Origin of the sequence: Mammaliicoccus sp. H-M34, assembly GCF_022386495.1 — a bacterium.
In the GTDB taxonomy this organism is placed as follows: domain Bacteria; phylum Bacillota; class Bacilli; order Staphylococcales; family Staphylococcaceae; genus Mammaliicoccus; species Mammaliicoccus fleurettii.
The window spans coordinates 247,447-273,133 of the sequence record NZ_JAJNIK010000001.1 but is presented as its reverse complement, the minus strand read 5'-3'; the positions used below and the strand labels follow the sequence as shown (position 1 = coordinate 273,133).

The 25,687-nt window shown below is 31.5% G+C and carries 20 protein-coding genes; 18 read left to right on the top strand and 2 right to left on the bottom strand.

Going from position 1 to position 25,687, the window contains the following annotated elements:
* Positions 1-45 precede the first annotated feature (45 nt).
* Positions 46-735, top strand: a complete 690-nt coding sequence (locus tag LQ608_RS01370; protein WP_078356401.1) for a metal-dependent hydrolase — start codon at positions 46-48, stop codon at positions 733-735.
* A gap of 120 nt (positions 736-855) precedes the next feature.
* Entirely contained in the window at positions 856-2,151 is a 1,296-nt protein-coding gene (locus LQ608_RS01365) for a DRTGG domain-containing protein (RefSeq protein ID WP_239749253.1), read from the top strand.
* Between the two features lie 33 nt (positions 2,152-2,184).
* Here the strand turns inward: LQ608_RS01365 and LQ608_RS01360 are convergent, their stop codons facing one another.
* Positions 2,185-2,535: a YtpI family protein gene (locus LQ608_RS01360; RefSeq protein WP_239749252.1), complete on the bottom strand. Its 351-nt coding sequence runs from the start codon at positions 2,533-2,535 to the stop codon at positions 2,185-2,187.
* A 74-nt stretch (positions 2,536-2,609) separates the two neighbouring features.
* Between LQ608_RS01360 and LQ608_RS01355 the strand changes: the two genes are divergently transcribed.
* The 8 genes from LQ608_RS01355 (at position 2,610) to pyk (ending at position 13,402) form a co-directional block, all read left to right on the top strand.
* Complete coding sequence (locus LQ608_RS01355) at positions 2,610-3,536, top strand: DHH family phosphoesterase (protein ID WP_208143740.1); 927 nt, start codon at positions 2,610-2,612, stop codon at positions 3,534-3,536.
* Between the two features lie 12 nt (positions 3,537-3,548).
* Entirely contained in the window at positions 3,549-6,740 is a 3,192-nt protein-coding gene (locus LQ608_RS01350; RefSeq protein ID WP_239749251.1) for a DNA polymerase III subunit alpha, read from the top strand.
* 134 nt (positions 6,741-6,874) lie between these two features.
* Positions 6,875-8,104 carry an NADP-dependent malic enzyme gene (gene ystJ, locus LQ608_RS01345; RefSeq protein ID WP_239749250.1) on the top strand — a complete coding sequence of 410 codons (1,230 nt, stop codon included), beginning with the start codon at positions 6,875-6,877 and terminating at the stop codon, positions 8,102-8,104.
* Positions 8,105-8,124: 20 nt separating this feature from the next.
* Positions 8,125-8,580, top strand: a complete 456-nt coding sequence (locus LQ608_RS01340; RefSeq protein ID WP_078356407.1) for a FadR/GntR family transcriptional regulator — start codon at positions 8,125-8,127, stop codon at positions 8,578-8,580.
* A gap of 18 nt (positions 8,581-8,598) precedes the next feature.
* Entirely contained in the window at positions 8,599-9,468 is an 870-nt protein-coding gene (gene accD / locus LQ608_RS01335) for an acetyl-CoA carboxylase, carboxyltransferase subunit beta (protein WP_078356408.1), read from the top strand.
* On the top strand, positions 9,461-10,405 hold the full coding sequence (locus LQ608_RS01330; RefSeq protein ID WP_239749249.1) for an acetyl-CoA carboxylase carboxyltransferase subunit alpha: 945 nt from the start codon (positions 9,461-9,463) through the stop codon (positions 10,403-10,405). The genes accD and LQ608_RS01330 overlap by 8 nt, the downstream gene beginning before the upstream one ends.
* 239 nt (positions 10,406-10,644) lie before the next feature.
* Complete coding sequence (gene pfkA, locus LQ608_RS01325) at positions 10,645-11,610, top strand: 6-phosphofructokinase (RefSeq protein WP_239749248.1); 966 nt, start codon at positions 10,645-10,647, stop codon at positions 11,608-11,610.
* A gap of 31 nt (positions 11,611-11,641) precedes the next feature.
* Positions 11,642-13,402, top strand: coding sequence for a pyruvate kinase (pyk, locus tag LQ608_RS01320; RefSeq protein ID WP_208143745.1), 1,761 nt, complete (start codon positions 11,642-11,644; stop codon positions 13,400-13,402).
* Positions 13,403-13,592: 190 nt separating this feature from the next.
* Here pyk and LQ608_RS01315 read toward each other — a convergent pair whose 3' ends face one another.
* Entirely contained in the window at positions 13,593-14,948 is a 1,356-nt protein-coding gene (locus LQ608_RS01315) for an amino acid permease (RefSeq protein WP_239749247.1), read from the bottom strand.
* Positions 14,949-15,377: 429 nt separating this feature from the next.
* On the opposite strand from LQ608_RS01315, the gene LQ608_RS01310 reads away from it, so the two are divergent.
* The 8 genes from LQ608_RS01310 (at position 15,378) to coaE (ending at position 25,672) form a co-directional block, all read left to right on the top strand.
* Positions 15,378-16,496, top strand: coding sequence for a citrate synthase (locus LQ608_RS01310; protein ID WP_239749246.1), 1,119 nt, complete (start codon positions 15,378-15,380; stop codon positions 16,494-16,496).
* Positions 16,497-16,545: 49 nt separating this feature from the next.
* Positions 16,546-17,814 carry an NADP-dependent isocitrate dehydrogenase gene (gene icd / locus LQ608_RS01305; protein ID WP_078356414.1) on the top strand — a complete coding sequence of 423 codons (1,269 nt, stop codon included), beginning with the start codon at positions 16,546-16,548 and terminating at the stop codon, positions 17,812-17,814.
* A gap of 63 nt (positions 17,815-17,877) precedes the next feature.
* Positions 17,878-18,810: a malate dehydrogenase gene (mdh, locus tag LQ608_RS01300; protein ID WP_107509859.1), complete on the top strand. Its 933-nt coding sequence runs from the start codon at positions 17,878-17,880 to the stop codon at positions 18,808-18,810.
* A 143-nt stretch (positions 18,811-18,953) separates the two neighbouring features.
* Positions 18,954-19,664, top strand: coding sequence for a response regulator transcription factor (locus LQ608_RS01295; RefSeq protein WP_078356416.1), 711 nt, complete (start codon positions 18,954-18,956; stop codon positions 19,662-19,664).
* A complete protein-coding gene (gene pnpS / locus LQ608_RS01290) occupies positions 19,657-21,363 on the top strand; it encodes a two-component system histidine kinase PnpS (RefSeq protein WP_239749245.1) in 1,707 nt (568 codons plus the stop codon). The genes LQ608_RS01295 and pnpS overlap by 8 nt, the downstream gene beginning before the upstream one ends.
* Positions 21,364-21,554: 191 nt before the next feature.
* Positions 21,555-24,176: a DNA polymerase I gene (polA, locus tag LQ608_RS01285; protein WP_239749244.1), complete on the top strand. Its 2,622-nt coding sequence runs from the start codon at positions 21,555-21,557 to the stop codon at positions 24,174-24,176.
* 21 nt (positions 24,177-24,197) lie between these two features.
* Positions 24,198-25,070, top strand: a complete 873-nt coding sequence (mutM, locus tag LQ608_RS01280) for a DNA-formamidopyrimidine glycosylase (protein WP_239749242.1) — start codon at positions 24,198-24,200, stop codon at positions 25,068-25,070.
* 8 nt (positions 25,071-25,078) lie between these two features.
* The gene (gene coaE / locus LQ608_RS01275; RefSeq protein WP_239749241.1) at positions 25,079-25,672 is read left to right on the top strand and encodes a dephospho-CoA kinase; all 594 of its coding nucleotides are present in this window, start codon (positions 25,079-25,081) and stop codon (positions 25,670-25,672) included.
* Positions 25,673-25,687 lie beyond the last annotated feature (15 nt).

Below are 25,687 nucleotides of genomic sequence, written 5' to 3'. Positions count from 1 at the left end.
TAGGGTATATAACATATGGAAAAGACAATATGAGGAGGGAAAGTCATGAAAGTATCATTTCATGGACAATCAGTAATCTATTTTGAGAGTAAAGGACAAAAAGTGATTGTGGATCCATTTATTACTGGAAATCCAATGTCAGATTTAACAGCAGATGAAGTAGAGGTCGATTATATTATTTTAACTCATGGTCATGGAGATCATTTAGGTGATACTGCTAGCATTGCAAAAAGAACTGGTGCAACAGTAATTGCTTTCCCAGAAGCGATTGATTATTTATCAAATAAATATAACCTGGAAAACTTACATCCAATGAATATTGGAGGCAATGTTGAATTCAAATTTGGTAAAGTTAAATACGTTCAAGCATTTCATAGTAATAGTATTACAGAAGAAAATGGTGAAATCGTGTATTTAGGTATGCCAGCAGGGATTGTATTAGAAACTGAAGCTGGAACGATTTACCATACAGGAGATACAGGATTATTTAGCGATATGAAATTAATTGCAGATAGACATCCTGTTGATTTATGTTTCATTCCAATTGGTGATAATTTCACAATGGGAATTGATGATGCAAGTTATGCAATTAATGAATTTATTAAACCTAAAAAGGTAGTACCAATACATTACGATACATTTGATTATATTAAGCAAGATCCTAAAGAGTTTGAAAAGGCTGTTACGTCATCTGAAGTAAGTATTCTAAAAGCAGGAGAATACGTCGAATTATAAAATAGAGATTAGAAGTGGTTGCATATAAATGCAACCACTTTTCTTTTGTAAACATATCATTTAACCACTCAAAAATGTATAATAGAAAGTAATTCATTAAATTTGATAGAGGGTATAAACATGACGAAACATGAACAAATTATAAAGTACATTGAGTCGTTATCTGTTGGACATAAAATCTCTGTCAGGCAGATAGCCAAGGATTTAAATGTCTCAGAAGGTACTGCTTATCGAGCAATAAAAGAAGCGGATAACAAAGGGCTCGTAGCTTCAATTGATAGAGTTGGTACTGTTAGAATTGAGCGTAAGTCTAGAGAACAAATTGAGAATTTAACTTTTAACGAAATTGTTAAAATAGTAGATGGTCAAGTATTAGGCGGAAAGCAAGGTTTATATAAAACATTATCCAAATTTGCTATTGGGGCAATGGAGTTAAATGATGTAGTAAAATATTTAACTAAAAATACATTGCTTATAGTGGGTAACCGTGCTGATGTTCAATTGGAAGCTTTAAAGAGAGGTTCGGCAGTACTAATTACTGGTGGGTTTGAAGCAAATGAAGAAATTATTGAATATGCTAATGAATTTGAACTACCAATTATTTCTTCAAATTACGACACTTTTTTAGTTGCAAATGTTATTAATAGAGCCATCTATGATCAAATGATTAAGAAAGAAATTCTAATGGTCGAAGATATTATGATACCTATAGAATCAACTTCTCATCTTGATGACACACAAAAAGTAAGAGATTGGAATGAATTATCCCAACTTACTTCTCACACACGTTTTCCTGTAATTGACAGTGAATCGAAAGTTGTGGGCATCTTGACAAGTAAAGACATTGTGAATGAAGAACTAGATAGAAGTATTAAACCATTAATGACTAAATCACCTATAGTTGCACATTTGAATACAACGATTGCAACATGTGCGCATCTCATGATTTGGGAAGGTATAGAATTGTTACCAGTTGTTTCAAATTCTAAAGAATTGATTGGTATTATATCAAGAGAAGATGTATTAAAGACTATGCAGTTAATGAGTAAACAACCACAAATTGGAGAAACAATTCATGACCAAATTGCGAAACAAATAACGATGGTTAATGGAAATGTTGTTGTAAATATATCGCCACAACTTACAAATCAATTTGGTATGATGACGAAATCTGTATATATTGCTGTCATTGAAGAAGCATTGCGCTATGAAATACGAAAAATGAAAAAATCTGAAATTATGATTGAACATATAGATATTTATTATTTAAAGACCGTTCAAATAGATGATGATGTCGAAGTGAAAATCTCTACTTTAGATATCGGAAGATTATTTGCTAAATTTGAAGTGACTATGGTAAGTGGAAGTGCAACAGTTGCCAAAGCTTTACTTATGTGTCAAATTTTCGAAAAATAAAAAAGCGTTATAAATACAACGCTTTTAAAGAAATTAATTATGCTTTTTTTGTTCGAACTCTTCCCAAGCTTTATTTTCAATGGGTAAGTTGCCTTTAAAGTATTTGCTTGCTTTATAACCATAAGTAAGATTCAAAATACCAAAGAATAATAATACGATTACAATGATATACGTTACTAAAGTTGGAAATAAAAATACTTGGTCAGCTGCAAATGCTATCATAAATATACCGAAATAAAATCTAGAGCGTGCTTTATGATAGGCTTTTCTAACATCGCGTTTTGTTCTAAATGAACGCGCAAGATTTAAAATTGCAAATATTAAAGCTAGAATCATAATTGTTACTGCTAAAGCAACAAATGTGGACATAATTTCAGGTGACATGATTTATTCCTCCTACCAAATCGAATTATATCAATTAATAAAATATAAGTAAATATAAAGAAAGAAGGATAACAATGGAAGAAATATTAAATAAAATTAAGCAATATGAAACAATTATTATACATAGACATGTGAGACCGGATCCTGATGCATACGGTTCACAGTTAGGATTGAAATATATATTACAAGATACTTTTCCAGAAAAGAATATATATGCAGTAGGTCAATCAGAACCTACTTTAGAATTTATAGGTGATTTAGATGAAATATCTGATGATACTTATAATGGTGCACTAGTGATTGTGTGTGATACAGCTAATTCACCTAGAATTGATGATGAACGATTTAACAAAGGTTCAGAACTAATTAAAATAGACCATCATCCACCAGTTGATTCATATGGTGATATTAATTTCGTTAATACAAATGCATCATCGACTAGTGAAATAATCTTTGATTTAAATCATTCATGGAATTTGAATGACTCAAATGTTAGTGAGCGAGCAAGCCGAGTTTTATATTTAGGTATTGTTGGAGATACTGGAAGATTCTTGTTTGATAACACAACACCACATACTATGGAAGTTGCAGCACAATTGATGACGCAAGAGTTTGAACGTAATAGACTGCTCAATCAATTAAGTGAACGTGAACCTGAGTTATTACACTTTCAAGGTTATATATTACAAAACTTCAATTATGATGGTGAAGGCTTTTGTTCTATAAAAATTACGAAAGACATTCTTGAAAAATTTAATTTAAAACCTAACGAAGCTTCATTATTTGTAAATACAGTTGCAGATATTAAAGGACTTAAAGCATGGGTATTTGCTGTCGATGAAGGTAAGGAAATTAGATGTAGAATACGGTCAAAAGGAATTAAAATCAATCACATAGCTGCTAAGTATAATGGTGGTGGACATCCAAATGCTTCAGGTGCCTCCGTATATAGTTGGGAAGAGTTTGATGCATTAACTGCAGATATTAAATCTGAAATTTAGGAGGTGTAGCGCATGGTAAGTCATTTAAATATTCATTCATCATATGATTTATTAAATTCAAGCATCAGAATTTCAGATGTCGTTGAAAAAGGTAAAGATGAAAATTATCAAGCGCTAGCTTTAACGGATTTAAATGTTATGCACGGTGCATTACAATTTTATGATGAATGTTTAAAGGTAAATATAAAGCCGATTATTGGATTAACAGTATATTTAGATGATCAACTTAATCAAGTTGAATGCGTTTTATTAGCAAAAAACAATATTGGTTATCATAATTTAATTAAACTATCATCAGCAATTTCTCTTAAAGAGCGGTTTTCAACGCCTGTTGAGTGGTTGAATACTTATTCTGATGGCTTAATCATTATAGCAAAACAACTTAGCCCAGATAATGCCTATTTGTTCCAAGCAATTCAAATTAATGATGATGACAAATATTTATCTCATAATTCTAGTGCGGAATTAACACATAAAAAAGTGTATATACAATCTGCATTATATTTGAATCAAGATGACGGAGATAGTTTGATTGGTTTAAAAGCGATTAAAAATAATGAAAAATTAACGATTAGTGATTTTAACAAGAATATAAACAGACATTTCTTATCTGAAAAAGAATTGCCGAATTTAGATGTTTCAAATGAATATATTGAAAATACTGATGAGATAGCGCATAAATGTAACGTTGATATTACATATCATCAAGATTTATTACCTAAATTTGACACACCAGAGCATAAAACAAGTAATGAATACCTTTGGGAATTGTTAATGATTAATAAAGAAAGATACCCACAATTCAATGAAGAATATGAAAAAAGATTAAAATATGAATATGACATTATTGTCTCAATGGGCTATGCTGATTACTTTTTAATTGTTAGTGATTTGATTCAATATGCTAAAGAACAAAATGTACTAGTCGGACCAGGACGTGGATCATCAGGAGGTTCATTAGTTAGTTATATTTTAAATATAACGACAATTGATCCGATAGAGTTTGATCTGTTATTTGAACGTTTTTTAAATCCGCAACGTGTAACAATGCCAGATATTGATATTGATTTTCAAGATACTAAAAGAGATAAAGTAATTCAATATGTACAAAATAAATATGGAGACAATAAAGTAGCAGGTATTGTTACATATGGTCATTTACAAGCAAGAGCGGTAGCAAGAGATGTAGGAAGAATTCTACAGTTTGATGATGCGACTTTAAATTATATATCTAAACTGATACCACATAAATTAGGTATTACACTGAACGAAGCATATGAGAGTGAAGAATTTAAGCAATTTGTTAATCAAAATCATTTACATGAAAAATGGTTTGAACTCAGTAAACAACTTGAAGGATTACCACGTCATACGTCTACTCATGCAGCGGGTATTATTATAAATGACCAATCATTACATCAATTTGTTCCTACTATGATGGGTGACACAGGTGTTTTAACACAGTGGACAATGACAGAAACTGAAAAAATAGGCTTGCTAAAAATTGACTTTCTTGGATTAAGAAACTTATCTATTATTCAACAAGTCGTTAATCAAGTTAAATATCAAGAAAATAAAAATATAGATATTGAAGAAATACCTTTCGACGATGCTAAAGTTTTTCAGCTTTTATCAAGAGGAGAAACTACAGGAATATTCCAACTTGAATCACAAGGCGTTCGAAGTGTATTAAAAAGATTAAAGCCTGATCATTTCTTGGATATTGTTGCCGTAACTTCTCTTTATAGACCTGGCCCAATGGAAGAAATTCCTACTTATATAAAACGGCGAAGACAGAATGAACAAATTGAATACTTACATCCAGATTTAGAAGGTATATTGAAATCAACATATGGTGTTATTATTTATCAAGAACAAATTATGCAAATTGCAAGCAAATTTGCTGGATTTTCTTATGGGGAAGCGGATATTCTAAGACGTGCGATGAGTAAGAAAAATAGAGCAGTATTAGAAAATGAAAGAAAGCATTTTGTTAACGGTAGCTTAGAACGTGGGTACGAGGAATCAACAGCAATAAAAATATTTGATTTAATTCTTAAATTTGCTGATTACGGTTATCCGAAAGCGCATGCTGTAGCTTACAGTAAAATTGCATATATCATGACATATTTAAAAGTTCATTATCCGACTTATTTTTATGCCTCTATACTATCCAATGTAGTAGGTAATGAAGTGAAAACTGAACAAATGGTAACTGAACTGAAAAGAATAGGTGTTAAAATTTATCCACCATCCATTAATGATAGTGAATGGTTTTATAAAGCAACTTCAGACGGAATTTACACATCACTTGGAGCAATAAAAAGTGTTGGTTATCAAAGTGTCAAAAGTATTGTCGATGAAAGAAAGACAAATGGTAAATATAAAGATATGTATGATATTGTTCATAGACTTCCTAATAAAGTGAAAAATAAAAAAATGATACAATCACTTATTTATTCAGGTGCATTAGATACTTTCGGTCAAACAAGAGCTACCATGTTACAGTCAATTGACGATGTTTATGAAAGTAGTGAGTCAGTTGGAGATGCCAATAATTTACTTGCAGAACTAGGCTTAAATGTAAAAAAAGAATTCAAAGAAGTTGAAGAAATGCCTAGCCTTATGAAAAGTGAATATGAAAAAGAATATTTAGGATTTTATGCGACTGAGCATCCTATTCTATCTTTATTCAAACAACTCCAATATTTATCTATTTATCCAATTAGAATACAAAATGACAAAGTACCTATGTTAGTTATGATTTCTTCTTTAAGAAAAATCAGGACTAAAAAAGGGCAAAATATGGCTTTTGTAAATATAATTGATGGTATAAATGAAGTGGAAGGTGTTATTTTTCCAGATGCATATAAACTAATTGAAACAACTGAAATTATAAACGTACCAATTATTATTCAAGGTAAGTTTGAGAAAAGAAATGGAAAGATGCAAATCATTATTAATAGTATAGAAATGTTAGAAGACTTTAAAAAAGAAAAGTTAGCAACTACTAAAGAAGTTGTGGTTAGAAATGTGACAAGTCTGGATGAATGGGTAACAAAATCAGAGGAAAGTAAAATTAAAGTAACATACTTTAACGATAATGATTTTACCTCAAAATCACTTGGATATTTAAATTTGAATAAAGGTGATTTTGAAGAATTTATAAATATAGTAGGTTATGAAAATGTACGACTTTTATAGTCTTTATTAATTAAATAAATTATGATATAGTATTCTTCATGGTGGTCTGACCACTGTGGAGAATTTTTTAATTTAAATAATAAAATTTCATGTATAATAAAGGGATAGATACATAAAATGAAGGGATGATCATTTTGTCACTAAGAGACGATGCTCTATATATGCACAAAGAAAAACAAGGTAAATTAGGTGTCTACGCAAAGGTTAAAGTTACTAATAAAGAGGAGTTAAGCCTTGCTTATTCACCGGGAGTTGCTGAGCCATGTAAAGATATACATGAAGATGTACGTAAAGTATATGACTATACAATGAAATCAAATGCTGTAGCAGTTATTACTGATGGTACTGCTGTATTAGGTCTTGGAGATATTGGTCCTGAAGCAAGTATTCCAGTTATGGAAGGTAAAGCAGTATTATTTAAAAGCTTTGCAGGCGTAGATGGCGTTCCAATTGCATTAAACACGACAGATGTTGATGAAATTGTAAACACAGTTAAACTACTAGAACCTAACTATGGCGGCGTTAACTTAGAAGACATTTCAGCTCCTAGATGTTTTGAAATTGAAGAGAGACTTAAAAAAGAAACTAAAATACCTGTATTTCATGATGATCAACATGGTACTGCAATCGTCACAGTGGCTGGATTAATAAATGCACTCAAAATTACTAACAGAAAAGTATCCGATATAAAAGTAGTCTTAAATGGCGCTGGTGCTGCTGGTATTGCAATTATAAAATTATTATATAGTTATGGCGTAAGAAACATGATTATGTGTGATTCTAGAGGTGCAATTTATGAAGATCGTCCTTATGGAATGAATCCTACTAAAGATTTTGTAGCTAAATGGACTAATAAAGACAAAATCGAAGGAAAACTAGAAGATGTTATTAAAGAAGCTGATGTTTTTGTTGGTGTTTCAGTAGAAGGCGCATTAACAAAAGAATTAGTTGAAACTATGGCAGAGGACCCAATTATTTTTGCTATGGCCAATCCGGTTCCTGAAATTATGCCTAATATTGCAAAAGAAGCTGGTGCAAAAGTTATAGGCACAGGACGTTCAGATTTTCCAAATCAAATTAATAATGTATTAGCATTCCCTGGTATTTTTAGAGGTGCTTTGGATATTAGAGCAACACATATAAACGAAGAAATGAAACAAGCGGCTGTAGAAGCCATTGCTAACTTAGTTTCAGAAGATGAATTAAATTCAGACTATGTAATACCTGGTCCATTTGATGCAAGAGTTGCCCCTTATGTTGCTAGAGCTGTAGCTAAAGCCGGTATGGAATCAGGTGTAGCACGTATTGAAGTCGATTTAGATGAAATTGAGCGAAAAACATACGAATTAGCTGACTTGTCATAGCTTGGGAAGGAGGCACCACATTGGATAAAAATAAGCAAAAAGGTTTAATCAAGATTGTCGAACAAATTCAATCAATTATTGTTGAAAAAAATATTCAAGTGGGCGAAAAGCTACCTTCTGAAAGATTTTTAAGTGAGACACTTAATGTCGGGCGTTCAAGTATAAGAGAAGCTCTTAGAGCATTAGAGCTTCTCGGTGTAATACATACTAGGAGAGGTGAAGGTACATTTCTAAGTGATATGTACCAACACCAACTTTTTGATTTGATTGGTAGGTTTTTGATCCATAATGAATCTCAATTAGATGAAATAAATGAACTTAAATGGATGATTGAAAATTTTTGTGAAGAACATAATAGCATTGAAACAAATTCAAAAGAAGAACTTGTTTCTTCTAATAATAATCAAATTATGTATATGATTTGGAAACTACTCTCTCAATATAGTGATAGATTTGAAAGAGATAATTGTAAATAAGATCAGGGGGATAGTGACATGTTTAAAGACTTGTTCAATCGAAACCAAAAAAAGAAAAAATATGTAACTGTTCAAAACAGTAAAGATAACGACGTGCCAGAAGGTATTATGACTAAATGTCCAAAATGTAAAAAAATTATGTATACGAAAGAACTCGTACAAAATTTAAATGTTTGTTTTAATTGTGATCATCATATTGCGCTTAGTGCTCACGACAGAATTAAAACTGTAAGTGATGAAGACGCGTTTAAAGAATTCGATGTCGGTATGACTGCTTCAAATCCTTTAGAATTTCCTGGATATGAAGATAAGCTTGAAAAAGATAGACAAAAAACAGGTCTTAATGATGCTGTTGTGACAGGTGTTACAACAATAGATGGTATCCCTTATGGTATTTGCGTTATGGATTCCAGATTTAGAATGGGTAGTATGGGTGCTGTAGTCGGAGAGAAAATTTGTAGAATAGTAGATTATTGTGCAGATCATGATTTACCATTTGTATTATTTACAGCAAGTGGTGGTGCACGGATGCAAGAAGGTATAATTTCCCTTATGCAAATGGCTAAAACAAGCGTTTCAATCAAACGTCATAGTGATAAAGGTTTACTTTTTATTTCTTATATGACACATCCAACTACAGGAGGCGTTTCAGCTAGTTTCGCATCTGTAGGGGATTTAAATTTTGCAGAACCAAAAGCATTAATTGGATTCGCAGGTAGAAGAATCATTGAACAAACTATAAGTGAAAAACTACCTGATGATTTCCAAACGGCAGAATTTTTACTAGATCATGGACAACTTGATAAAGTTGTACATAGAAAAGATATGTACAAAACATTAAGTACTGTTCTTAAGATGCATCACAACGAGGTGAGAGATAATGCTTGAATTTGAAAAACCTTTAGAAGAGATTAAAGAGAAGATAGCATCTCTAAAAGCTTATCAAGAAAAGCATGGTGTTAATTTAGTAGATGAAATTGAAATATTAGAAGCAACTTTGTCTAAAGAAACAGAACAAATATATAAAAACTTAAAGCCTTGGGATAGAGTACAAGTTGCTAGGTTGCAAGAAAGACCAACAACGCTAGATTATATTCCATATATATTCGATGACTTTATAGAATTACATGGCGATCGTACATTTAGAGATGATCCAGCATTAATAGGTGGATTAGCTTATTTTAATGGATTACCTGTAACAGTTATTGGTCATCAAAGAGGTAAAGATACGAAAGATAATATTTACCGAAACTTCGGTATGGCACATCCTGAAGGGTATCGTAAAGCTTTGAGATTAATGAAACAAGCAGAAAAATTCAACCGTCCTATTATAACCTTTATTGATACAAAAGGTGCATATCCAGGTAAAGCAGCTGAAGAACGTGGCCAAAGTGAATCAATTGCTAAAAACTTAATCGAAATGGCTTCATTAACTGTACCCGTTATTTCTATCGTAATTGGTGAAGGTGGAAGCGGCGGGGCACTTGGTTTAGGTGTTACGAACCGTTTACTTATGCTTGAAAATAGTACGTATTCTGTAATCTCTCCTGAGGGTGCAGCTGCATTATTATGGAAAGATTCAAGTTTAGCACAAATGGCAGCTGAAACGATGAAAATTACTGCTCCTGATTTATTTGAATTAGGGGTTGTAGATGAAGTGGTTAAAGAACCATTTGGTGGAGCACATAAACATTTAGAAAATCAAGCAACACTTATAAAGACTTCGATTAACAAACATATGTCTGAGTTAAAAACATTATCTCCAGAAAGTTTAGTTGAAGATAGGTTTAAAAAGTATCGTAATATAGGAAGTTATATTGATTAATAACAAACATGGAAAAGAAAGGTCTTGTTTAAAAGACTTTTCTTTTTCTTTGTTATGAGTATATATGCATAATAGAAATAAATGTATAGCGTTTTCAAGATTCCGAATATTACAAAACTTAGAATCTTTGTTTAAGAAGACGTTTACATATCTAAATAACGTTAGTTTTAATGGAATCAAGCAATTATTTGTGTTATTTTTAAATTAACAAACATATAACAAGAGAGGTCTGTATATTTATGAAAAAAATTGCAGTATTAACGAGTGGTGGAGATTCACCAGGGATGAACGCAGCTATTCGTGCGGTTGTTCGTAAAGCTATTTATCATGATATTGAAGTTTATGGTGTTTACCAAGGATATTTAGGTTTAATCAATGATAATATTGAAAAACTTGAATTAGGCTCAGTAGGTGACATGATTCAAAGAGGTGGAACATTCCTTTATTCTGCAAGGTGTCCAGAATTTAAAGAAAAAGAAGTTCGTGCTAAAGCTATCGATAACCTTGAAAAAAGAGGTATAGAAGGCTTGGTTGTTATCGGAGGCGATGGTAGCTATAGAGGCGCACAAAGATTAAGTGAAGAAGCAAAAAACCTTAAAACAATTGGTGTACCAGGTACAATCGATAATGATATAAATGGTACTGACTTCACAATCGGCTTTGACACAGCTCTTAACACAATTATAGAGTCTGTTGATAAAATTAGGGATACAGCATCAAGTCATGAACGTACTTTTATTATCGAAGTTATGGGTAGAGATGCTGGGGATTTAGCATTATGGTCAGGATTAGCTGCTGGAGCTGAAACAATTTTAATTCCAGAAGTAAAAGCGGACATAGAAGAAATTGCTGAAAAAATCCAACAAGGCATGGATCGTGGTAAGAAACACTCAATTATAGTATGTGCTGAAGGTGTTATGACAGGAAATCAATGCGGCGAAGAATTAAAAAAATATATCAACATTGATACACGCGTTTCATGTCTAGGTCATATTCAAAGAGGTGGTACACCTACAGGTATGGATAGAGTATTAGCATCAAGATTAGGTGGATACGCTGTCGAATTACTTATGCAAGGTGAAAGTGCTAAAGCAGTTGGCATTCAACAAAATGAGTTAACATGTACTCACTTTGATGGAATATTCCAATCAGAACATAATATCGATAGCAAAATGTATGAATTAGCGCATCAATTATCTATTTAAATCAAGTAAAAACTATGGAGGTCATTTTAAAATGAGAAAGACAAAAATTGTATGTACGATAGGTCCAGCATCAGAATCAGAAGAAATGTTAGAAAAATTAATGCTTGCAGGGATGAACGTCGCTAGATTAAACTTCTCTCACGGCAGTCACGAAGAACATAAAGGTCGTATAGATACAATTAGAAAAGTAAGTGCAAAATTAAACAAAAATATTGGTATCTTACTTGACACTAAAGGTCCAGAAATCAGAACGAATAATATGAAAAATGGTTTAATTGAACTTACTAAAGGTAGTGAAGTTACAGTTAAAACAACAGAAGTTGAAGGTACTCCTGAAGCATTTTCAGTAACTTATGAGAAATTAGCTGAAGACCTTGAAGTTGGTTCAACAATTCTACTTGATGATGGTTTAATAGAACTTACTGTTAAATCTATAGACGTTACTAAAGGTGAAGTTGTTTGTCATGTAGAGAATACAGGAGAACTTAAAAATAAAAAAGGTGTTAACTTACCAGGTGTTAAAGTAAATCTTCCAGGTATTACTGAGAAAGATGCTAGTGATATTCGTTTTGGTATCGAACAAAATGTAGATTTCATAGCTGCAAGTTTCGTAAGACGTCCTTCAGATGTTTTAGATATTCGTGGAATTTTAGAAGAAAAAGAAAACAATACAATTAAAGTTATTCCTAAAATTGAAAATGAAGAAGGAATTGAAAATATAGATGAAATTCTTCAAGTTTCAGACGGCTTAATGGTAGCTCGTGGTGATATGGGTGTTGAAATCTTACCAGAAGCTGTACCAATGGTTCAAAAACAATTAATTAAGAAATGTAATAAATTAGGTAAACCAGTTATTACAGCTACACAAATGTTAGACTCAATGCAAAGAAATCCTCGTTGTACAAGAGCTGAAGCAAGTGACGTAGCCAACGCTATTTATGACGGTACAGATGCAGTAATGTTATCTGGTGAAACTGCAGCTGGATTATATCCAGAAGAAGCTGTACGTACTATGCAAAATATCGCAGTAGCTGCTGAAGATGCGCAAGATTACAAAAAATTATTGTCAGACCGTTCAAAAATGATAGATACAAACTTAGTAAATGCTATAGGTGTGTCAGTGGCACATACAGCATTAAACTTAAATGTAGAATCAATCGTAGCTGCAACAGAAAGTGGAGCAACTGCACAAACAATTTCTAAATATAGACCACATTCACATATCATTGCTGTAACACCAAACGAAACAACAGCTCGTCATATGACATTAGTATGGGGTGTATTACCGGTTGTTAAAAAAGGTGAGCAAAATACGGATGAGTTATTAAACAATGCAGTATCAACAGCAGTAAACACTGGTTTAGTTGATAATGGTGATTTAATCATTATTACAGCAGGTGTTCCTACTGGAGAATCAGGTACAACTAACTTAATGAAAATACATTTAGTTGGGGATGAATTAGCTAAAGGCCAAGGTATTGGTCATAATTCAACAGTAGGTAAAGCAGTAGTTGTAAATAAAGCTGAAGATTTAAAAGGAAAAGATTTAAGTGAATCAATCGTAGTTACACAATCTACAGATGCAGAAATGGTTCCTTACTTAGAAAAAGCAAAAGGGATTGTAACTGAAGAAGGTGGTTTAACTTCACACGCAGCTGTAGTTGGACTTAACTTAGGCGTTGCAACAATAGTTGGAGTAGAAGATGCTCGTCAAAAAATTGTAGACGGTACTTTAATTACATTAGATCCTAAACAACATAAAATATATGAAGGATACGCTAACGTACTTTAATATATAGATTAACTTTAAAAGAGGATGAGACAATTAATTTGTCTCATCCTCTTTGTCATAGGTCCTCTATATTCACACAAGTCGAGAGAAGTGTAAGTAACCTATATAAAAAAAGAGTAGAAATTCACTTTCAACAATGAATTTCTACTCTTTTTTATATTTCTAAGACATTGTGTCCAAGCACTTTATCTTATTTAAATACTTTGTTCTTTTGCATAAAATACATCAAAGTTAAAAGGATAAACCAAATTGGAGTGATTAAGATAGCGATTAAGGTAACTTTGTTTGTCATCAATAAAATGAATACAAAGATAAAGAATATTAATGTTATCCATGCTACAGGTACGCCACCTGGCAATTTGAATTTAGAACTTTTATTTAACTCAGGGGAAATCTTACGATATTTAATATAAGCAATAATAATCAGCGACCATACAACTAAAAATAAAACGGTTGAAACAGATGTAACGTATTTAAATACTTCTCCAGCATCTTTTATAACGTAGTTTAGAATTACAGAAATCATTAATAAAAAACAACTGAATAGTGTAGCTTTATAAGGAACACCTGTCTTGTTTGTTTCGCCAAATCTTTTATTAGCTTGTCCATTTTGAGATAAACCATAGAGCATTCTACTATTTGAAAAGATTCCACTATTACAAGATGATGCTGCAGCTGTAAGAACTACAAAGTTAATAATTGCTGCAGCTATTGGAATCCCTATGAGGCCAAATAGTTTAACAAATGGACTTTCTGCAGGATCAATTTTATCCCATGGCGTAATAGACATGATGATAATTAGTGAACCTACATAAAAAATCATAATACGAATAGGGACACTGTTTATTGCTCTAGGAATTGTTTTGTGAGGGTCTTTCGTTTCACCTGCAGTGACACCTATTAATTCAATTCCAACAAAAGAAAATGTAGCCATTTGGAATGACATGAAGAATCCATTCATACCATTTGGAAATATTCCATCATGATCCCATATATGTGTTATAGATGCAGTACCATAAGGTGTTTCATACGCCATAACAATCATTATAATTCCTACAATTATTAGTGCTACAATTGTTGTGATTTTGATAATCGAAAACCAAAATTCTAATTCTCCAAATAGTTTAGCAGTCATTAAATTCAAGGACATTAAAACGAGTATAGTAAATAATGCTGTTAGCCATGTTGGTATATTTGGAAACCAAAAACTTATGTATTTTGCAACTGCTGTAACTTCAGCCATGCCTGTTACAATCCAACAGAACCAGTAAGTCCATCCTGTTATGTATCCAGCAAATGGTCCGATATATGTATGAGTTACATCTGCGAATGAATGAAAATCAGTATTTGACAGTAAGATTTCACCTAAAGCTCGCATAAATAAAAATAGTATTAATCCTATAATAATATAGGTAAGTAGAATTGATGGTCCGGCAGAATGAATTGTTTCTCCAGCGCCTAAAAACAAACCAGTACCGATTGCTCCCCCTATAGCAATAAGCTGTACGTGTCTATTACTCAACTCCCTTTGTAAATTATTAGACATAAATCCTATTTCCTTCTTTCATATTCAAAATTTTATGTTTTTATTATGCACTTGCTGTCAGAAAATAGCAATTAAAAACTTAAGTATATTAAAGCTTAAATTTTACTTAAATCATGATTTATAATTTTTATCATATATAATAATAAAAATGAATGGTTAAAGTGTAAAAAGGACTAAATCTGATAAATGTGATAAGATATAATTATCTTAAAAATCCTTTGTTGTTCACGTTTTGGAGGTATATTTAATTTATTATATGAATATTATAAAAACGATAAATTTACATTTGTTTAATTTAATTTAATTTCAATTACTAACTTTTTTCAAGTTTCAAAGGTCTTCGCATTCACAAATCAACAGAAATTATATATAATGTAATATGAAAGCCATTACATATATGGGCAATTATTTAGTAAGGGGGATATTATTATGGCACAAGTAGCAAAAGGTTTAGAAGGTATCATTGCTTCTGAAACTGAAATTAGTTCAATTATAGATAATCAATTAACTTACGCAGGTTATGAAATAGATGATCTAACTGAAAATGCATTATTTGAAGAGGTAATGTTTTTACTTTGGAATTTAAGATTACCTAATAAAGCAGAATTAGAAGAATTAAATGGGAAGTTATTTGATTATATGACTTTAAATCCAAGAATGTATAGTCACTTTGAAGATTATGCAACGGATAAAATACACCCAATGACAGGGTTACGTACATCGTTATCTTATCTTGCTCATTTTGATCCTAAAGCAGAAGTATTCGACGAAGAATCTAATTATGAACGTGCAATAAGAATCCAAGCGAAAATAGCTTCATTAGTAGCTTCATTTTCACGTGTGAGACAAGGTAAGCAAGTTGTTAAACCTAAAAAAGAATTAACATATGCAGCAAACTTCTTATATATGTTAAGAGGAGAAATACCAACTGATGTTGAAGTTGAAGGTTTCAATAAAGCTTTAATTTTACATGCAGACCATGAATTTAATGCATCTACATTTACAGCGAGAGTTGCAGTTTCAACTTTATCTGATATGTATTCAGGTGTAACTGCAGCAGCTGGAGCTCTTAAAGGACCATTACATGGTGGCGCTAACGAGCAAGTTATGAAAATGTTAACTGAAATTGGTACAGTCGATAAAACAGACGATTATATTAAAGAAAAAATAGCAAATAAAGAAAAAATTATGGGCTTTGGACATAGAGTATACAAAAATGGTGATCCAAGAGCTAAATATTTAAAAGAAATGAGTCGTCGTATAACAGATGAATCAGGTCAAAAAGAATTATTCGAAATTTCATTACGCATTGCTGAAATAATGAAAGAAGAAAAAGGATTATTACCTAATGTAGATTTCTATAGTGCTACTGTATATCATAGTATGGGTATTGACCATGACTTATTTACACCAATTTTCGCAATTAGTCGTATGTCAGGTTGGACAGCTCATATTCTTGAACAATATAGAACAAATAGAATAATGAGACCAAGAGCTGAATACACTGGCGCGCGTGATCGTAAATACGAAGCGATTGAAAAACGATAATATAGTTAATATAATATAAATAACACAAATTAGATGGAGGAATAATATAATGACAGCAGAAAAAATCACAACAAATCAAGGCGTATTAAATGTTCCAAATAACCCGGTCGTACCATTTATTATCGGAGACGGAATTGGTCCAGATATTTGGAATGCAGCAAGTAGAGTATTAGATGCTGCAGTAGAAAAAGCATATAATGGTGAGAAGAAAATCGAATGGAAAGAAGTTTTAGCTGGTCAAAAAGCATTCGATGAAACTGGCGAATGGTTACCTGAAGCGACTTTAGATACAATTAGAGAATATTTAATCGCAATTAAAGGACCATTAACAACTCCAATCGGTGGAGGTATTCGTTCACTAAACGTTGCTTTACGTCAAGAGTTAGATTTATTCACTTGTCTACGTCCTGTACGTTGGTTTAAAGGTGTTCCTTCACCAGTTAAACGTCCAGAAGATACAGATATGGTTATCTTCCGTGAAAATACAGAAGATATCTATGCTGGTATTGAATTCCAAGAAGGCACAGATGATGTTAAAAAAGTAGTAGACTTCTTACAAAATGAAATGGGTGCTAAAAACATTAGATTCCCAGAAACTTCAGGTATCGGTATCAAACCAGTTTCAAAAGAAGGAACTGAAAGACTAGTAAGAGCAGCTATTAACTATGCATTCGATAACAACCGTAGAAATGTTACTTTAGTGCATAAAGGTAACATCATGAAATTCACTGAAGGTGCATTCAAAAAATGGGGTTACGATCTAGCTGAACGTGAATTCGGTGATAGAGTATTTACTTGGCAACAATATGATAAAATTGTTGAAGAACAAGGTAAAGATGCAGCAAACAAAGCACAATCAAATGCTGAAGCAGAAGGTAAGTTAATTGTTAAAGATTCAATTGCTGATATCTTCTTGCAACAAATCTTAACTCGTCCAGCTGAATTTGATGTTGTAGCGACTATGAACTTAAATGGTGACTACATTTCAGATGCATTAGCAGCTCAAGTTGGTGGTATTGGAATTGCTCCAGGAGCGAATATTAACTATGAAACTGGACATGCAATATTTGAAGCTACTCACGGTACAGCTCCAAAATACGCTGGTTTAGACAAAGTAAACCCTTCATCAGTTTTACTTAGTGGTGTATTAATGTTAGAACATTTAGGATGGCAAGAAGCTGCAGATAAAGTAACTCAATCTGTAGAAGCAACAATTGCTTCTAAAGTAGTAACATATGACTTTGCTCGTTTAATGGATGGCGCGACTGAAGTTAAATCTTCAGAATTTGCTGATGAATTAATTAAAAATTTACCATAATTAAAGCATTAATTGAGGAAGGTTATTTATAACCTTCCTTTTATTTATAAGGAGATGAATATTATGGCAAGGAAGAAGATATCAATAATTGGTGCAGGATTTACTGGTGCAACTGCTGCTTTCATTGCAGCTCAAAAGGAATTAGGTGACATTGTTTTGGTAGATATGCCACAGTCAGAAAATCCTACTAAAGGAAAAGCACTCGATATAGCAGAAAGTGCTCCAGTATTATCTTTTGATTCAAAAGTAATAGGTACTTCAAACTATGAAGATACTAAAGACTCAGATGTTGTTATTATTACGGCTGGTATTGCGAGAAAGCCAGGTATGTCACGTGACGATTTAGTTCAAACAAATCAAAATGTAATGAAATCAGTAACAGAACAAATCGTTAAATATTCACCTAATACAGTTATTATAGTATTAACAAATCCTGTTGATGCAATGACTTATACAGTTTACAAAGAATCAGGTTTACCAAAAGAACGAGTAATCGGTCAGTCTGGTGTCCTTGATACTGCAAGATTTAGAACATTTGTCGCAGATGCTTTAGATTTATCTGTAAAAGACGTTACAGGATTCGTATTAGGTGGTCATGGTGATACAATGGTACCTTTAATTAGATATTCTACAGCTGGTGGTGTACCATTAGAAAATTTATTATCACAAGATAAAATTAATGAGATTGTAGATAGAACTAGAAAAGGTGGAGCTGAAATCGTTAACCTATTAGGGAATGGTTCTGCTTATTATGCACCTGGTGCAGCTTTAATAGAAATGACTGAAGCAATCTTGAAAGATCAGAAAAGAGTATTGCCTTCAATTGCATATTTAGAAGGCGAATATGGATATAATGATATATATTTAGGTGTGCCTACTGTATTAGGTAAAAATGGAATAGAAAGCGTCCTTGAATTAGACTTAACTGATGAAGAAAAAGAACTATTAGATGAATCTGCTGAATCAGTTAAAGTTGTCAGAGATATTTTACAATAAAATAATATGAATAAGGCTGATTCGGTAAAGAATCAGCCTTAATGTTTAGAAAGTGTTAACTTTTTGTAAAGTTCTCTAAATATGCATTATTTTTTTAATAATTTAAGTTATAATTATATTAAATCGCTTAAGGAGGACCTTGCATGTCACAAAAAGTATTGGTTGTAGACGATGAACAATCTATCGTTACATTGCTGAAATATAATATAGAACAAGCTGGATACCAAGTAATCGTAGCTTACGATGGTGTTCAAGCATTAGAAATGGTTAACGAAGAAAAGCCTGATTTATTAGTATTAGATGTAATGTTACCTGAAAAAGATGGAATTGAAGTATGTAAAACGATTCGTTCTGACAAAAATCAAGTTCCAATTTTAATGCTTACTGCCAAGGATGACGAATTTGATAGAGTATTAGGTCTAGAATTAGGTGCAGATGATTATATGACGAAGCCATTTTCACCTCGTGAAGTGGTAGCTCGTGTTAAAGCAATTTTACGACGTGTCGGTCAAGTTGAAACTCAAAACTCAGATGACGATGAAGATATTATTTTAGGTTCAATTAGAATCAGACCTGACTTTTTCGAAGTTTATAGAAATGACGAATTATTAGAATTAACACCTAAAGAATTTGAGCTTTTACTTTATTTAATTGAAAGACAAGGACGAGTTATAACACGTGAACATATGTTAAATTCAGTATGGAATTATGAATTTGCTGGCGACTCTAGAATAGTTGATGTACATATTAGCCATTTGAGGGATAAACTTGAAGAGAATCCTAAGCAACCTCAATTTATTAAAACAGTTAGGGGTTTAGGCTATAAGTTAGAAAGACCAAAGAACAATGATTAAATTTTATAATAAGTTATTAATTATACTTACAACGGTCACTGTTGTAAGTTTTCTTATATTAGGGTTTTTCCTTCATAATTCTAGTTATGATTTAATTTCTAAACAACAGCAAAAATTATTAAAAACAGAATCTCAAAAAATATATAACATTGCTAAAAAAGAGCCACAAAAAATTAACGAAATACTTGATGTATTTGAGCAAGATGTTTATCTAGAGAAAAATGGTAAAGTAATCTATAACTCAACAAAAAATAATACAAAACTATTTAAAAAAGAAAAAAATAAAGCAATTTCAGATGCAAAATCTTTTGATGAATATTTCTCAGTAGACAAAACTGATTCTGAAATTTTGTATGCTAAAAAATACAATGAATATACTATAGCTATAGCTAAGCAAACGGATACTATATCTATTATTCAAAAAGATATATGGAAGTATTTATTACTCGTACTATGCTTTATGTTACCGCTTATATATTTTGTAGTTAGATATATTAATACTTCTTATATACATCCAATAAAAGAAGTAACTTATGCTACAAAATTATTAGCTTCAGGAAAATATCGTGTTAGAGTTCCAGAAAGTAATGTTAAAGAAACGAAAGAGCTATTTATTAATACAAATGAGCTTGCTAGAACTTTAGATGATTTAAATAATGAGCAAAAATTACAAAGAAACAGATTAGAGACTACATTAGAAAATATACCTAGTGCAACATTGATGGTAGATAGAGATGGTGTTATCGTTATTGCGAATAAAACATATCATGATTTATTCGATCGTGTTGGTAATGCAGAAGGTCAATTATTTAAAGATGTAATGCCAAACGCTGAAATCTCTCAAATGATGAATGAATCATTAAAATTAGAAGAACCGATGTTTGAACAAGTTGAAATAACTATTAATAATGTTCATAATAAATTTTTTGAAGTATCAGTTATACCTGTGTTATCTAGAAGAAAGCGTAACTTATTAGGTTTGGTTGTCGTTATGCATGATATAACAAAATTAAAAAAATTAGAACATATGCGAAAAGATTTTGTTGCCAATGTTTCTCATGAGTTACGTACACCAATAACATCTATAAAAGGTTTTGCAGAAACATTGTTAGATGGAGCTAAAAATGATCCAGAATCATTAGATATGTTCTTAAATATTATTCTTGAGGAGTCTAATAGAATTCAGTCGTTAGTTCAAGATTTACTTGATTTATCAAAAATTGAACAAAATGATGAAATTCCAAAAGAGCAAATATCTCTCACTGAAATAGGAGAACATACAATAAATACAGTTGCCAATGTTGCTATGAAGAAAGACATAGAAATAATAAACAAAATAGACGAAAATGTTATTTCATTTGGAGATAAAGATAAAATCACTCAAGTTTTGATTAATTTATTAACAAATGCAATTAGTTATTCACCAAAATCTAGTCAAATCGTTCTTACAATCAAAAATGATGGAGATGGCCAAGTCATTTCAGTTAAAGACAATGGTATTGGTATATCAGTAGATGAACAAAGACGAATATTTGAAAGATTTTATAGAGTGGATAAAGCAAGAAGTAGAGATTCAGGTGGAACAGGATTAGGATTATCAATTACAAAACATATCATTGAAGCACATAATGGACAAATTAAAGTAGAATCAGAAGTCGGTAAAGGTTCTGATTTTATTGTGAAGCTATTTAATAAATAATCTTTATAGAATCTTTACAATTTATTCATGCTGAATTAATTATTGATAGATAGAATAAATATAGACCCCTTCATTTTGATGATTGAGCGAAATACATATGTATTTCGCTTTTTTTATTTTATGCGAAACAATCTGATTATAGTGTGAGGTATGATAAAATAAAATCAATATAATAATGGAGGTATCCTACATTGGAAAAATTGGTACTGATTGATGGTAATAGTTTATCATTTAGAGCGTTTTTTGCATTGCCTTTATTAACTAATAAAGCTGGTGTTTATACTAATGCAATATATGGTTTTACAATGATTTTAGATAAAATTATAAAAGAAGAAGAACCTACACACTTTATGGTTGCATTTGATGCAGGGAAGACTACGTTTAGAAATAAAATGTACAGTGAATACAAGGGTGGACGAGAGAAGACGCCAGATGAACTAAGAAGCCAATTACAATATATACGTCAGTTAGTAGAAAGCTATCATATTAAACATTATGAATTAGAAAATTATGAAGCAGATGACATTATCGGTACACTATCAAAACAAGCTGATGAAAAAAACTTAAAGACAATCATTATTACGGGTGATCGTGACTTAACACAATTAGCTAGTGAAAACGTAACGATTTATTATACAAAAAAAGGTGTAACTGATATTGATCATTATACTCCTGAATTTATTTCAGAAAAATATGATGGACTAGAACCAAAGCAAATTATAGAAATGAAAGGACTTATGGGTGATAAGTCTGATAACATTCCTGGTGTGCCTGGAATTGGCGAGAAAACTGCGATTAAATTGTTGAAACAATATGATACTGTTGATGGCGTTTATAATAATATAGATGAATTAAAACAATCTAAAATGAAAGAAAAACTTATAGATAATGAAGATAATGCAAAGCTTAGTAAAGAACTTGCAACAATCAATAGAGATAGTCCAATTGAAGTAACTTTAGATGATTTGAAGTTAACGGATAATGGTGATGAGGAAAAAATTAAATTATTCAAAACTTTAGAATTCAAACAGTTACTTGATCAAATGGATGCGAGTACTGAAGCATCAGACGATCGCATCATAGAATATCAAGATCATTTAAAAGATTTTGATTTTGCAAATATTAAAGAAGCAGCTATACATTTTGAAACAAACGAAAACAATTATTTAAAGGCTGATATTCTTGGATTTGCAATTCATGCCAATGATAAAACGTATGTCATTTCACTTGAAGAACTCGAACAAAATAAAGACTTACACGCTTGGTTAGAAAATGGGAATGTGAAATTCTCAGCATATGATTCTAAAAAGACAATTATTTTATGTGAAAGATTAGGTATTAAAGTTGAAAATATTCAATTTGATACAATGCTTGCTAGTTATATATTGGATCCATCTAGAACAATCGATGATGTGTACTCAGTTGTTTCTGAGTTTGGCATTTATTATGTACCAAATGATGAAAGTATATATGGTAAAGGTAAAAAGCTACATGTTCCTGAACGTGAAGTACTTTTTGAATGTATTGCTAAAAAAGTAACTGCAATATTTGAGTCAAAAGAAAAAATGGTCGAGCTACTGAAAGAAAGAGCGCAACTTAGTCTACATGATGATTTAGAGTTGCCATTAGCAAGAGTATTAGCTGAAATGGAATATATCGGTATAACTGTAGATAAAGATACATTAGTTGAAATGCAAGAAGATTTAAAAGTTCGTATCGATAAATTGATTGAACAGATTCACAATCATGCTGGAAGTGAATTTAATATAAATTCACCTAAACAGCTAGGTGTAGTTTTATTTGAAGATTTAAAATTACCTATTATTAAAAAAACAAAAACCGGCTATTCTACAGCAGTTGATGTATTAGAACAATTGAGAAATGAACATCCAATTATTGAAGATATTTTAGTTTATAGACAACTTGCTAAATTACAATCCACTTACATTGAAGGCTTACAAAAAATGATAACTTCAGAAGGTAAGATTCATACTAGATTTAATCAAACCTTGGCTCAAACTGGTAGATTAAGCTCAATAGAACCTAACTTACAAAATATACCGATACGGTTAGAAGAAGGTAGAAAAATCAGAAAAGCATTTCGTCCTAGTAAAGAAAATCACGTTATTTTTGCTGCTGACTATTCACAAATCGAGTTGCGAGTGTTGGCTGATATAACAGGTGACGAACATATGAAAGAAGCTTTTACTGCTAATGAAGATATCCATACAACTACTGCGATGAGAGTGTTTAACGTAGAAAAAGAGGAAGTAACGTCAAATATGAGGAGACAAGCAAAAGCAGTAAACTTTGGAATTGTATATGGTATAAGTGATTATGGACTTAGCCAAAGTTTAGGTATAACAAGAAAAGCTGCTAAAAAATTCATAGATGATTATTTAGATAGTTTCCCTAAAGTGAAAGAATATATGGATACTATCGTTCAAGATGCTAAACAAAAAGGTTATGTGGAAACATTGCTTCATAGACGTAGATACACACCTGATATTACGAATAGAAACTTTAATTTAAGAAGTTTTGCAGAAAGAACTGCAATGAACACACCAATTCAAGGTAGCGCAGCTGACATTATAAAATTAGCAATGGTTCAATTTTCTAATAAAATGAAAGAAAAAGAATTTAAAGCTAAATTGTTATTACAAGTACACGATGAATTGATTTTTGAAGTTCCGAAAGACGAATTAGAAACATTTAAACCATTCGTAGAAGATATCATGGATAATGCACTCGAGTTATCAGTGCCATTAAGTGTAGAATCAAGTTATGGAGAAACATGGTACGATGCAAAATAAGTAATAGAAAGAAGATTGAATATGCCAGAATTACCAGAAGTTGAAAGTGTTAAAAGAGTGATTACACCTAGAATACTAGGTGCAACTATTCAAAATGTAACTTTTTCAGATAAAGTGAAAATTGGAAAAGATGTTGGGAAAGAAACAATTATAAAAGGAACAACTTTAGAATTGTTTAAGGAACGAACAGAACAATTTAAAATCATAAATGTATATAGAAGAAGTAAATATATTTTTATGGAAATTGAAAAAGAATCAGAAAGTAAAATCATTATGTGTCATTTTGGAATGACTGGTGCATTCTTTACTGTTCCTGAGCTATCTAATATAGAAATAGAAAATCATAGAAAACATTGGCATGTGATTTTTGCATTAGATAATGGATTGAAACTTATTTATACAGATATTCGTAGATTTGGTGAATTGAGAGCGTTAGATGAGTTGAATGAGTATCCCTCTGTACTGAAAATAGCACCTGAACCATTTGTCAAAGAAGCTTATGAACATTATCTGAATAAAATTATGTCAAAGAAATTTATTAATAAACCAATAAAAGTTGCTATATTGGATCATACTGTTATATCAGGTTGTGGGAATATATACGCTTGTGAAGCTTTATTAAGAGCAGGCGTTTTACCTACGAGAATTATAAAAGATTTAACAGTAAATGAGAGAGAAAAAGTGTTTAAAGAAGTGGTTAACGTCCTGCAAGAAGGAATAGATAATGGTGGTTCGAGTATATCAGACTATTATAATGCAGACGGTGAAAAAGGAACGATGCAAGAGAAACATTTAATATATGGTAAAAAAGTATGTGGTCAATGTGGTGGGCCAGTACTCCAGAAAGTTATAGCGACAAGAAATACACATTATTGTCCAAATTGTCAAAAGTAGGTGAAAAAATGCCGAAAGTCATAGGCTTAACAGGAGGCATTGCAACGGGTAAATCAACCGTTTCAAAGATGTTAAAAGAACGTGGATTTTATATTGTTGATGCTGATGTTGCAAGTCGAAAAGCTGTAGAAACAGGTAGTAAAGGGCTTCGACAAGTAGAAGAAGTATTTGGTAATGAAGCAATATTAAATGGTGAAATGAATAGACAGTATGTAGGATCAATCGTTTTTAAAGACGAAGACATGAGGAAAAAACTTAATAACATTGTTCACCCTATTGTTAGAGAAATTATGGAAGAAGAAAAACAGTTAGGGTTAAAAAAAGATAAAAATGTCATTATGGATATACCATTATTATTTGAGAACAATCTTCAAGATACAGTAGATGAAACATGGTTGGTTTATACTACAAAGGAAACACAAATAGTTCGTCTGAAACAGCGCAATCAATTAACTGATGAAGAAGCATTATCAAGAATCAAATCACAAATGCCTATTGAAGAAAAAAAAGAAATGGCAGATGTTATTATAGACAATAATGGATCATTAGTAGATTTAACTCAAAATATAGAAACATTACTCACAAACAACTTTAATATATAGGTCGCTAAAGTAATA